We start from the raw sequence: 11,770 nt of genomic DNA on the forward strand, positions 1-11,770 counted from the left end.
GGTTTCTACCGAAGCTCAACCGGCCGGGTCCACCGGGCACACAGATGCCACAGACCCTTAGCCAACGGCCGGGAAATTATGACCGTCGCCCCGTTCAGACCGCCGCTCTTGCGACTGCCTGTGACGGGTCGTGACACAAGGAGTCGAATGACGACACGTCAAGACCTCATCACCTTCGCTGCCCTCGTGCGGGATTCGGCGTCGCTGTTCGTCAAGGACATCGGCAACGGCCTGCTCGTCGTCAGCCACAACACGCTGGCCCTCGTCGGGCTGGCGGTGGTGTCGGTCCTGTTGGTGTTCACGAGCCAGGCGGGCCTGCGCGAAAAGCTGGAATCCGCCACCCTCGGCTGGCTGAATGCCCGCCACGAGGCGCGCGCCGAGGCTGAGGGCAACACGCTGCTGGCCAACGCGGAGCCGGACGCCATTGCACGCGCCACGGCCACTGACCCACGCGATCTCAGCCGCCAGCAGGCCGCCGTCGCCCATTGGCTGGCACGCCGCTACAGCGTGGCGCCCGAGCCCATCAGCCGCCTCGTGCAGGAAGCCTGGGCCGTGGGCAATCGCGCCAAGGTCGAGCCGACCCTGATCCTGGCCATCATGGCCATCGAGTCGCGGTTCAACCCGTTTGCACAGAGTTCCGTGGGCGCTCAGGGCCTGATGCAGGTCATGACCCGCGTGCACGACGACAAGTACGAGGCCTTTGGCGGTATTCACGCCGCGTTCGACCCGGTGACCAACGTCCGCGTGGGCGTGCAGGTGCTCAAGGAATGCATCCAGCGCGCCGGCAGCCTGGAAGAAGGCCTGCGCTACTACGTCGGCGGCGCCAACTTGGCCGAGGACACGGGCTATACGGCCCGTGTGCTGGCCGAGCATGATCTGTTGAAGTCGGTGGCGTCTGGCCGCTCGGTGTCGCCCAACACGACCACGACCATCGTCCGCCCGATGCGCGAGGCTGCTTCGGCCCCCACGAGCGGCGATTCCGCGCAAATCGCGCTGCTGCGCTGACTTACACTCGCGGCTCACGCGACTGGCGATCAGGGTCACAAGCTGACCTGAGGTGGGCCACCACCGGGGAGCGTGAGGCGATTCCTGTGTGTGGGAGCCGCTTTCAGCCGTTCGCCTGGGCAGCCTTGGTCGTCACGCCAGCCGTGAGCGCCTTGGATTTACCGCCTGAACTTCGAAAAACTGCCATGTTTGACCGCAACACCTCCACTCTCGCCCTGGTCGACCCCGAACTCTGGACCGCTGTCCAGAACGAGACCCGCCGCCAGGAAGACCACATCGAGCTGATCGCCAGCGAGAACTACACGTCGCCCGCGGTGATGGAAGCCCAGGGCAGCCAGCTGACCAACAAGTACGCCGAGGGCTACCCCGGCAAGCGCTACTATGGCGGCTGCGAGTACGTCGACGTGGCCGAGCAACTGGCCATAGACCGCGTCAAGCAGCTCTTCGGCGCCGAGTTTGCCAACGTGCAGCCCAACTCCGGCTCGCAGGCCAACCAGGGCGTGTTCTTCGCGCTGCTGCAGCCCGGCGACACCATCATGGGCATGAGCCTGGCCGAAGGCGGCCACCTGACGCACGGCATGGCGCTGAACATGAGCGGCAAGTGGTTCAACGTCGTCAGCTACGGCCTGGACGCGAACGAAGCCATCGACTACGACGCGATGGAAGCCCTCGCCCGCGAGAAGAAGCCCAAGCTCATCATTGCCGGCGCCTCGGCCTACTCGCTGCGCATCGATTTCGAGCGCTTCGGCAAGATCGCCAAGGAGATCGGCGCCTACTTCATGGTCGACATGGCCCACTACGCCGGCCTGATCGCTGCGGGCGTCTACCCGAACCCGCTGCCTTATGCCGACGTCGTCACGTCCACCACGCACAAGAGCCTGCGCGGCCCGCGCGGCGGCATCATCCTGACGAACGACGAGGCGATCGCCAAGAAGATCAACTCGGCCATCTTCCCCGGCATCCAGGGTGGCCCGCTGATGCACGTCATCGCCGGCAAGGCCGTGGCCTTCAAGGAGGCGCTGACGCCCGAGTTCAAGGCCTATCAGGAGCAGGTCGTCAAGAACGCCAAGGTGCTGGCCGAGACGCTGATCGAGCGCGGCCTGCGCATCGTCTCCGGCGGCACGGAAAGCCACGTCATGCTGGTCGACCTGCGCCCCAAGAACCTGACGGGCAAGGAAGCCGAGGCCATCCTGGGCGCCGCCCACATGACCTGCAACAAGAACGGCATCCCGAACGACCCGCAAAAGCCCATGGTCACCAGCGGCGTCCGCCTGGGGACGCCGGCCATGACGACGCGCGGCTTCAAGGAGGAGCAGGTGCGCGCCACGGCCCACCTGATCGCCGATGTGTTGGACAAGCCGCACGACGAGGCCAACCTGGCCGCCGTGCGCGAGAAGGTTGCCGCGCTGACGGCCGCCTTCCCCGTCTACCGCGGTTAATCAAGACTCGCCGTGCGCTGCCCGTTCTGCTCTCACACCGAGACCCAGGTCGCCGAGACCCGGGAATCGGACGAGGGCGACGTCGTACGGCGCCGGCGCCGCTGCCTGTCCTGCGACAAGCGCTTCACGACCTACGAGCGGCCAGACATCGCCATGCCGTCGGTCGTCAAGAAGGACGGGCGGCGGGCCGATTTCGACGCCTCCAAGCTGCGCGCCTCCATGCAACTGGCGCTGCGCAAGCGGCCGGTGAGCGTCGAGCAGATCGACGCGGCCATCAACCGCATCGAGGAAAAGCTGCTTGCCAGCGGTGCCCGTGAGCTCGCCTCCACCCGGCTGGGTGAGCTTGTCATGCGAGAACTCAAGCGCATCGACAAGGTCGCCTACGTCCGCTTTGCTTCGGTCTACCGAAGCTTCGAGGACGTCGACGAGTTCCGCCAACTGATCCGCGAGATCTGACTCGGGATTTCCCTATCCCTCTTCAGGGGGAGTCCGGGGGATGTCGCCCTCCGCATCCCCCTTCGTCCCACCCTGAGGGGGAAAGACGCGCGGTGGTCCGCTTCCTAGAGTTCGTTCATCGACAACGAACCGCCGGAAGCCACCATGAACCGCACCGCCCCCCTCCTCCGCGCTGCCCGCCACAACGGCCTCGGCTTCACCCTTATCGAGCTGTGCGTCTGCGTCAGCATCGGCGCCACCCTGGTCAGCCAGGCAGTGCCCAGCCTGAGCAAGATGCGCCAGGAGCGTGCGCTGCGCGCCACCTCCGAAGCCCTTGCCAGCGACCTGCGCTTTGCCCGCAGCGAGGCCGTCCGCACGGCCGAGCCGGTCTACTTCCGCATCAGCGGCAAGGGCGCCCAGGCCTGCTACCTGCTGCATACCGGCGCCCGCAACGACTGCGACTGCGCCGGCGGCAAGGCCGTCTGCAAGGCACCGGGCAGCGCCGTCATCAAGGCCGAATGGCTGACGGCCGGCAAGGCCTTGCATCTGCGCAGCAACGCCGAGACGCTGGAGTTCCAGCATCGTCAAGGCTTGGTCACGCAGACCGGCAGCATCGAGACCTATCTGGACAACGGCACGGGCATCCGCCAAGTGGTCGCCATCACCGGCCGTGTTCGCAGCTGCTCGACCGGCATCAAGCTCTCCGGCATGACCAAGTGCGCTTGATCCCCTGTTCGTGGTGGGCGGCGACCAGCGGTAGGCGCGCGGCGACGAGCGGTGTTCCAGTAACCTTTCATCTGAACGTCACCACTGAAAATCGGGCCGCCATGCGACTTAAGACACAACGCCACCTCAGGGGATTCACGCTCATGGAGCTGATGATCGCCGTGGTGGTGGCCGGCATCCTGGCCGCAGTGGCCTATCCCTCCCTCACCTCCATGCTCGCGCGCGGCCGCCGTGCTGACGCCATCGCCTTGATGACGACCATCGTGCAGGCCCAGGAGCGTTGGCGCTCCAACCGCAATGCCTACTCAGATTCGTTTGGCGACGACGGCCTGAAGATGGGCGACGCCGGCGCCAAGATCACGACGATTTCAAAGTATTACGACCTCAGCCTGACAGGTGCCGGCGCGGTGCCCAGCTTCACCTCGGGGTACATCGTCACTGCTACGCCCAAGGCGGGCAGCCCTCAGAACAAGGACAAGAACTGCCAAGTCCTGATCGTGTCGCTCGAAGGTTCGATCTTCAAGTACCTGTCTGCCGATCTGGGCGGCACGGACACCACGGCAACAGCCAACTGCTGGAGCCGTTAATCATGCAACGCCTCCTATTCCGAAAATTCCGCTCCGGCGTCACGCTGATCGAGATGCTCATCGGCGTGGCCGTTGTCGGCGTGGTGCTCGCCGTGGCCATCCCTTCGTTGACCAGCACGATCGAGCGGCGGCGCGTCGTTGCAGCCGCAGGCGAGATCGCCAGCTTCTTTGCCCAGGCGCGCGCGGAGTCCGCCGTCGTGGCGGACAAGATCAGCGTGCATCTCGAGGACGTGCCTGCAAAAGTCGGCGACTTCAGCTGCATTCGCATGAGCTCGCATGCCCAGATCGATGTTTGCAGATGCAATCGCGTCGACACCAAGGTGTGCTCCATAGGCGAAGGCAGATTGCTGCGCGAGTACCTGCTGCCGCGCAATACGTCGGTCCGCTTCGATGTCAACGAGAAAGCCAAGTGGGGATTCGATCCGCAAGTCCTCACCTTCGAGCGAGGCTCCTTCCCGACAGATGTGAGCGATGTCTTTGTCAAGGTGAAGGGGGTGCGGACGGGTGCATTGCTGCATGTCGAGTACAACCAGGCCGGCCGGGTGCGTACCTGCTCGCCCGACGGCAGCATCGGTGGGTTCCCTCTATGCGGATGACCTTTTCGCCCCAGCGTGGCCTGGGCCTTGTCGAGCTGATGGTCGGCATTACCGTCGGCCTGATCGTGGCGGCGGGTGCGTCCATGGTGGCCGTGAACCAGATCAACGAGCACCGTCGGTTGATGCTGGAAACCCAGATCCAGCAGGATCTGCGCACGGCGGCTGACCTGCTGCAACAAGACCTGCGCCGCGCGGGCTTTCGCGGCTTGACGGAACAAGGTGTCTGGGCGCCGCCATCGGCAGTGGGCACGGCGGCCGAACAGGCTTCGAAAACAGCTTCTGCCAATCCATACATTGAAGTCATCAAGGCGGACACCACTGGTGCCCTCTCGCTGACCTATATGTATGCCCGGTACAGCGGCGCCGGCATATACGGCGCTGAAGTGCCGCGGGATGCCGAGCATTTCGGCTTCAAGTGGGACAAGTCCAGCAAGACGCTTTACCTACGGGTAGGGAGCACGGATGGCCATGACAACTGGCAGCCGATCACCGATCCGGATAGCGTACGCATCACGGACTTCGATATCGAAGTCACGTCGCAACCGGCCAACGTGGGCGACTTCTGTGACAAGCCCTGCGGCACGGCCAGCACACCGGCCTGCCCAATTCATGAGGTGCGGCAGGTGACGTTCACCATCGTTGGCGAAGCCCGCCATGACCCCAATGTCAAGCGCACGCTGTCGGGTGTTGAACGCCTGCGAGCCGACTCGATCAGCGGAGCCTGCCCGGCATGAACACGTCGTCCAGCCTTCTGAAGCCTCGCCAACGTGGTGCGGCAACGCTTGTTGTCGTCATGGTGCTCTTCCTCGTGATGGCGCTGCTGGCGGCGTATGCCAACCGCAGCTTGCTGTTCGAGCAGCGCGTTGCGGGCAGCTACTACCGCTCCAGCCTGTCCCAGGAAGTCGCCGAAGCGGGTGTCGAATGGACGCTGGCTCAGCTCAACGGCAATGCCATGAACAACGCCTGCAAGCCGGTGGACAGCGCCGGGCAACGCTTCGCCGACAAGTACCTGGAGGTCAACCCGGCGGATCGGACCATCACCTCAAAAGTCACTGACATCATCGGCGTGATTGACTGCGCACGCGACTTGGGCAACCAGGGCTGGGCCTGCCGCTGCCCGGCCGCAGATGCGGCCCACACCGCGCGGGCCGCAGCGACTGTGGATGAGCTGACGCCCAGCTTCGGCGTGCAACTCGAAGCGGGCAAGCGCGGCGGCACCTTGGCACTGAAGGTGCGCGGCTGCACCGACAGCGTCCCGGACAATTGCGGCGGCGTTGGCGGTGTTTCCGTTGCCAACATCAGCAAGGCCCAATTGGCCCGGACATCGCTGACGGTCCTGGTGGGTTTGGTCAGTGCGGTGCGCAGCCCGCCCGCCTCGCCACTGGTGGTCAAGGGCGGCATCGTGTCGACCGGCGTGGGCGGCCTCGGCCTGCACAACGCCGATGCGCGCTCGGCGGGCATGCTCGCCACCATTGGGGGCGCATGGACTGGCATCATCGACACCCGGCTTGAGACCGTACCAGGCGCCAGCGGCAGCCAGGCCGTCGTCCAGGCCGACCCGACGCTTCTGAATGCCGATGCGCAGGAGGTGTTCAAGATGTTCATGGGCACGAGCGTCGCTCGCTACCCAGCACATCCGGCCGTACGAACGATCACCTGCGATGGCGACTGCGGAGCGACTCTCGCGGCCGCCTACTCAGCCGGCCAGCGCATCGTGTGGGTGGAAGGTGGCCTGACCCTCAGCAGCAACCAGGTGCTCGGCAGCGTGGGCGATCCGCTGCTCGTCGTGGTGAATGGCAACGTCACGCTGACTGGCCCGTTCCAGCTCAATGGCATGCTGGTGTCGACCGGCGGATTGAGCTGGACCAATACCAGCGGCATGCCGTCGTTCGTCAACGGCGTCGTGCTGGTCGGTGGCAGCATGACCACCGTCGGCCGTGTGGACATCGTCTACCAGCAGACCGTGGCTGACCATGTGCGCAACCGCCTGGGCAGCTACGTGCGGGTTCCCGGCGGCTGGAACGACTCCACCAACTGATGACGGCCATGAAGCCCTTTCAACTCCAGTCCAGCTGCCTTAGCCGTAGGCAACGCGGCGTGACGCTGATCGAAGCCTTGGTGGCCCTGGTCGTCATGTCCTTCGGCATGGTGGCGCTGGTCGGCCTGCTGAGCAATTTGCGCTACAGCGGCGACATCGCCAAGCAGCGCAGCGAGGCCATGCGTCTGGCGCAAGAGGAACTGGAAACGCTGCGCTCGTTCTCTGTGCTTGACAATTCCGTAGCAAAAAAAGCTGGCGTCAAGGACTACGACAACGACATCGTCACGCCTCCCCATGCCAAGTCATTCAATCTGACCAACGGCAACACCACCTTCGTCCTCACACGTGAGGTGGCCCCCCTGGTCAAGGACGCTGCTGAACCTCAGGCCAGAAGCGTCAGAGTGACGGTGGCATGGAAGGACCGCGGCAACGTTGAACAGAAGCTCTTTCTCGACACCATCATCTCCCGCAGTGATCCGGTCTTCTCCCTCGCCCTGGGTGTCACGCCGCCTTCGAACGGGATTCGACAGCCCGACAACCGCAATCCGGTGATTCCTCCGACCGCCAAGGACCTGGGCAACGGGTCCAGCGCATTCCGACCCGGTGGCGGCGCTGCGCCGGTCTGGGTGCTCAACAACGTCACTGGCGTCATCAGCGGCAAATGTGAGGGGCTCGGCGAGACGCCGGTCTCCGAACTGGAGGCGAGCAGCGTCGAATCCTGCAAGAACAACACGGTTGGCTATCTGGTCAGTGGCGTCATTCGCTTCTCCAAGCTCGACTCGCCCGACCCGTCGGCACCTGAGGGCGATGCCCTGCCCCAACCCTTGTCCGCCTCGCTGAGCCTGACCCCCAGCCAATTCCAGGTCAGGGATGCGAGTGGCGCGCTGGTGCTGGCGCCCGGCCGCGACTACCCGACGCCAAACCATGAATGCTTCAGCGACGCACCGGTGTCCAGCACACCTCTTCAGAAGCTGGTGAACTACAACTGCATCGTCTATCCCAACACCCAGTCCCCTCGCAACTGGTGGGGCCAAGTGCAATTGACCGGGCTGGACATCGGCACGGGCGCGACGCAGTACAAGGTCTGCCGTTACAGCGGCGACTACAACGGCAACACCAAGATCGACAACGAGGAGCACCCCGAGTCGTACAGCGCCGTGAGCTATTCGCTGGCGCGGCAGAACTTCCTCGTCATGCCGGGCAAGACCGCGGCGTTGTGCCCGACCCTGCCCGCTGATATCAGCGCCAGCCGCTTCATCGATTACTCGACCTACCAGATCCAGCCCTGACTCCGCCGGATCGCTGGCTAGACTGGGCAGATGCCCGATCCCGACACCTCCGCCGCACTGCAACGCGTCCTCGCACTGGCCGCCCAGGCCATAGGCCTGAGTGACCCGAATCCGCGCGTCGGCTGCGTCATCCTGGCAGCGGACGGCCGTGAACTGGGCGCCGGCCACACGCAAGCTGCCGGCCAGGCGCATGCAGAGGTCATGGCGCTGCGCGATGCAACTGCGCGTGGCCATGACGTGCGCGGTGCAACGGCCATCGTCACGCTGGAACCCTGCTCCCACCACGGCCGCACGCCGCCCTGCTGCGATGCGCTGATCGGTGCCGGCATCGCCCGCGTCATCGTTGCGGTCCAGGACCCCAACCCGCTGGTCGCCGGCCAGGGCCTGGCGCGGCTGCGCGCGGCCGGCATAGCTGTCGAACTTGCCGACGCGGCCGTTGCCGACGCTGCGCGGGAACTCAACATCGGCTTCTTCTCGCGCATGCAGCGCGGCCGCCCCTTCGTGCGGCTGAAGTCGGCCGTCTCGCTGGACGGGCGCACCGCCCTGCCCGACGGCCGCAGCCAGTGGATTACCGGTGAAGCCGCACGCGCCGACGGCCATGCCTGGCGCCGCCGCGCCGGCGCGGTGCTGACCGGCATCGGCACTGTGCTGGCCGACGATCCGCGCCTGGACGTGCGTCTTGTGCAGACAGCCAGGCAACCGCTGCGCCTCGTGCTCGATCCACAGGGTCGTATACCGGCCGATGCGCGCATCCTCCGGCCGCCGGGCGAAGCCCGCGTCATCGGTCCCGGCCGTGCCGATCTGAACGCGCTGTTGATTGAACTCGGCAGCGAGGGCGTCAACGAACTGCACGTCGAAGCCGGCCCGACCTTGTCCGGCGCCTTCCTCGACGCTGGCCTGGTCGACGAGTTGCTGATCTACCAAGCGCCGATGCTGATCGGCGAAGGCCGCCCGCTCGCGGCACTGTCGCCCTTGGCCCAACTGGCCGATGCCCGCCGCTGGCGCTTGATTGAAGCCACAACGATCGGCCTGGATCTGCGCCTTCGCCTGCGTTCAGACTAGGGTCGCCACCTACAATCGCCGGCTATGCCCATCTCCCCCATTCCCGAGCTGGTGGCCGAGCTGGCTGCCGGCCGCATGGTCATTCTGGTCGACGAGGAAGACCGCGAAAACGAGGGTGATCTCGTGCTGGCGGCCGACCTGGTCACGCCCGAGGCCATCAACTTCATGGCCAAGCATGGCCGCGGCCTGATCTGCCTGACGCTGCCGCGCGAGCATTGCGAGCGCCTGCAGCTACCGCCCATGACGCGCCGCAACGGCACCCAGCACGGCACCGCCTTCACCATCTCCATCGAGGCCGCCACCGGCGTCACGACCGGTATCTCCGCCGCCGACCGCGCCCGCACCGTGCAGGCCGCCGTCGCGGCCGACGCCAAGGCCAGCGACCTGGTCCAGCCCGGCCACATCTTCCCGCTGCAGGCCCAGGACGGCGGCGTGCTGATGCGCGCCGGCCATACCGAAGCCGGCTGCGACCTGGCCCGCATGGCCGGCCTGTCGGCCACGTCGGTCATCTGCGAGATCATGAAGGATGACGGCAGCATGGCGCGGCTGCCCGACCTGGAGATCTTTGCCGCCGAGCACGGCCTCAAGATCGGCACCATCGCCGACCTCATCGAATACCGCAGCCGCCACGAAAGCCTGGTCACCCGCGTCGCCGAGCGCCGCCTGAACACGGCCCAAGGCGAGTTCGACTGCCAGGTCTTCACCGACCGCACCGGCGGCACCCACCTGGCGCTGAGCCACGGCTCCTGGGTAGCCACCGATGAAGTCCTCGTGCGCGTGCACGAGCCGCTGTCGGTCATGGACCTGCTCGAAGCCGGATCCTGCGGCCATTCCTGGGGCCTGCCCGCCGCGCTTGCTGCCGTGCAGGCCAGCCCCGCGGGTGTCGTCGTGCTGCTGAACTGTGGCGAGGACGCTGCCGGTGTGCTGGCCCGCGCCATTGCCGAAAAGGCCGTGGCGCCCGTGAAGAGCGCGATGGACCTGCGCACCTACGGCGTCGGCGCCCAGATCCTGAAGGCACTGGGCGTGCACCACATGAAGCTGCTCGGCAGCCCACGCCGCATGCCCAGCATGACGGGCTACGGGCTGGACGTGACCGGCTTCGTCGTCCCGCCTTCCTGCTGAAACGAGAGACGAGAGACAGCGATGCAAGACTCCAACCAAGGCCTGCCAGGTTTCGAAGGCGCTCTCGACGGCAGCGAGCTGGTGATTGCCATCGTCCAGGCACGCTTCAACGACGCCATCACCTYGGCGCTGGCCAGCGCCTGCCTGGCCGAACTGTCGGTGCTGGGCGTGCCGGCCGAGGCCGTCCGCCACGTCACCGTGCCCGGCGCGCTCGAAGTGCCGCTGGCCCTGCAGGCACTGGCCGAAACCAATGACTACGACGCCCTCATCGCGCTGGGCTGCATCATCCGCGGCGAGACCTACCACTTCGAGCTGGTCGCCAACGAGAGCGGTGCCGCCGTGACCCGTGTCGGCCTGGACCATGGCTTGCCGATTGCCAACGCCATCCTGACCGTCGAGAACGAAGCCCAGGCCTGGGCCCGCGCCGAGCCCAAGGGCCGCGACGCCGCGCGCGTTGCCGTCGAGATGGCCAATCTGCTGAAAGAGATCGAGTGAACGCACCCCAAAAGACCGCCACCAAGTCGGCCAACACGCCCGGCGGCAAGAAGGCGCCAGCCAAGTCCGCCCGCCGCCGCTCGCGCGAGGCCGCGCTGCAAGGCCTCTACCAGTGGCTGCTGACCGGCGAGGACATCGGCGCCATCGTCGCCCTGGGCCGTGAGCAGGATGGCTACGCCAAGCTCGACCTGAAGCATTACGACGCGCTGCTCAACGGCTGCGTCAGCGAGGCTGCGGACCTGGACGCCATCCTGTCCCGCCACGTCGACCGCAAGACGACGGAGCTATCGCCCATCGAGCACGGCATCCTGATGATCGGCGCCTACGAGCTCAAGCACTGCCTCGACATCCCCTACCGCGTCGCCATCAACGAGGCGGTCGAGCTGGCCAAGTCCTTTGGCGGCACGGACGGCCACAAGTACGTCAACGGCGTGCTGGACCGGGCGGCCGGCGATCTGCGGCCCTCCGAGGTCGCGGCCAAGCGCTGATGAAGCTGGCCGCCCGGCTCGACCGCATCGAGCCCTTCTATGTGATGGAGCTGGCCAAGGCTGCAGCGCAGGTCGCGGCCGGCCCGCTGTGCGACCCGGCCGTTGGTGGCCGGCGGATGATCCGCCTGAACGTGGGCGAGCCCGATTTCGGCGCCGCGCCAGCGGTGCGCGAGGCTGTCACGCGTATCGCCCAAGGCCCCACGCCCTACACCGACGCCCTGGGCCTGCCCGCGCTGCGCGAGGCCATCTCGCGCTGGTACGCGCAACGCTTCGGTCTGAGCATCGCGCCCGAGCGCATCGCCATAACGGCCGGTGCCTCGGCCGGCCTGCAGCTCGCCTGCCTCGCCCTCTTCGAGCGCGGCGACGAGGTGCTGATGCCCGACCCCTGCTACCCCTGCAACCGCCACTTCGTGACGGCTGCGGACGCCACGCCGCGCCTGCTACCCACCGGCGCGGCCGAGCGCTTCCAGCTCGGTGCGGCACAGGTG

The 11,770-nt window shown here is 66.4% G+C and carries 14 protein-coding genes and 1 riboswitch; all 14 genes read left to right on the plus strand.

The genetic code is table 11. The annotated features are described in order from the left end of the window. Positions 1 to 147 precede the first annotated feature (147 nt). Positions 148 to 1,005, plus strand: a complete 858-nt coding sequence (locus tag ACXRVZ_RS10500) for a transglycosylase SLT domain-containing protein (RefSeq protein ID WP_457427621.1) — start codon at positions 148 to 150, stop codon at positions 1,003 to 1,005. 8 nt (positions 1,006 to 1,013) lie between these two features. Further along, positions 1,014 to 1,133, plus strand: a riboswitch (ZMP/ZTP riboswitch). Between the two features lie 57 nt (positions 1,134 to 1,190). After that, positions 1,191 to 2,444 (plus strand): serine hydroxymethyltransferase, encoded by a 1,254-nt coding sequence (gene glyA, locus ACXRVZ_RS10505; RefSeq protein ID WP_458232397.1) that lies wholly within the window; start codon positions 1,191 to 1,193, stop codon positions 2,442 to 2,444. Between the two features lie 12 nt (positions 2,445 to 2,456). Continuing rightward, on the plus strand, positions 2,457 to 2,900 hold the full coding sequence (nrdR, locus tag ACXRVZ_RS10510) for a transcriptional regulator NrdR (protein WP_457427625.1): 444 nt from the start codon (positions 2,457 to 2,459) through the stop codon (positions 2,898 to 2,900). A gap of 144 nt (positions 2,901 to 3,044) precedes the next feature. Further along, positions 3,045 to 3,605, plus strand: coding sequence for a GspH/FimT family pseudopilin (locus ACXRVZ_RS10515; RefSeq protein ID WP_458232398.1), 561 nt, complete (start codon positions 3,045 to 3,047; stop codon positions 3,603 to 3,605). 101 nt (positions 3,606 to 3,706) lie between these two features. Beyond that, entirely contained in the window at positions 3,707 to 4,192 is a 486-nt protein-coding gene (locus tag ACXRVZ_RS10520; protein WP_457427629.1) for a type IV pilin protein, read from the plus strand. 2 nt (positions 4,193 to 4,194) lie between these two features. Next, positions 4,195 to 4,788, plus strand: a complete 594-nt coding sequence (locus ACXRVZ_RS10525) for a pilus assembly FimT family protein (RefSeq protein WP_457427631.1) — start codon at positions 4,195 to 4,197, stop codon at positions 4,786 to 4,788. Beyond that, positions 4,779 to 5,522, plus strand: coding sequence for a PilW family protein (locus ACXRVZ_RS10530; protein WP_458232399.1), 744 nt, complete (start codon positions 4,779 to 4,781; stop codon positions 5,520 to 5,522). Before ACXRVZ_RS10525 ends, ACXRVZ_RS10530 begins: the two co-directional genes overlap by 10 nt. Continuing rightward, on the plus strand, positions 5,519 to 6,826 hold the full coding sequence (locus ACXRVZ_RS10535; RefSeq protein WP_457427635.1) for a PilX N-terminal domain-containing pilus assembly protein: 1,308 nt from the start codon (positions 5,519 to 5,521) through the stop codon (positions 6,824 to 6,826). Before ACXRVZ_RS10530 ends, ACXRVZ_RS10535 begins: the two co-directional genes overlap by 4 nt. 8 nt (positions 6,827 to 6,834) lie before the next feature. After that, the gene (locus tag ACXRVZ_RS10540) at positions 6,835 to 8,115 is read left to right on the plus strand and encodes a type IV pilus modification PilV family protein (protein ID WP_457427641.1); all 1,281 of its coding nucleotides are present in this window, start codon (positions 6,835 to 6,837) and stop codon (positions 8,113 to 8,115) included. Between the two features lie 30 nt (positions 8,116 to 8,145). Further along, positions 8,146 to 9,177 (plus strand): bifunctional diaminohydroxyphosphoribosylaminopyrimidine deaminase/5-amino-6-(5-phosphoribosylamino)uracil reductase RibD, encoded by a 1,032-nt coding sequence (gene ribD / locus ACXRVZ_RS10545; RefSeq protein WP_457427637.1) that lies wholly within the window; start codon positions 8,146 to 8,148, stop codon positions 9,175 to 9,177. A 24-nt stretch (positions 9,178 to 9,201) separates the two neighbouring features. Then, positions 9,202 to 10,299, plus strand: coding sequence for a bifunctional 3,4-dihydroxy-2-butanone-4-phosphate synthase/GTP cyclohydrolase II (gene ribBA, locus ACXRVZ_RS10550; RefSeq protein WP_458232400.1), 1,098 nt, complete (start codon positions 9,202 to 9,204; stop codon positions 10,297 to 10,299). A gap of 21 nt (positions 10,300 to 10,320) precedes the next feature. Continuing rightward, a complete protein-coding gene (gene ribH, locus ACXRVZ_RS10555) occupies positions 10,321 to 10,794 on the plus strand; it encodes a 6,7-dimethyl-8-ribityllumazine synthase (RefSeq protein WP_458232401.1) in 474 nt (157 codons plus the stop codon). After that, positions 10,791 to 11,282 carry a transcription antitermination factor NusB gene (nusB, locus tag ACXRVZ_RS10560; protein WP_457425773.1) on the plus strand — a complete coding sequence of 164 codons (492 nt, stop codon included), beginning with the start codon at positions 10,791 to 10,793 and terminating at the stop codon, positions 11,280 to 11,282. Before ribH ends, nusB begins: the two co-directional genes overlap by 4 nt. After that, a partial coding sequence (locus ACXRVZ_RS10565; RefSeq protein WP_458232402.1) for an aminotransferase class I/II-fold pyridoxal phosphate-dependent enzyme occupies positions 11,282 to 11,770 on the plus strand: 489 nt, incomplete at its 3' end. The genes nusB and ACXRVZ_RS10565, both read left to right, overlap by 1 nt.

This window comes from Roseateles sp. P5_E8 (assembly GCF_054177665.1).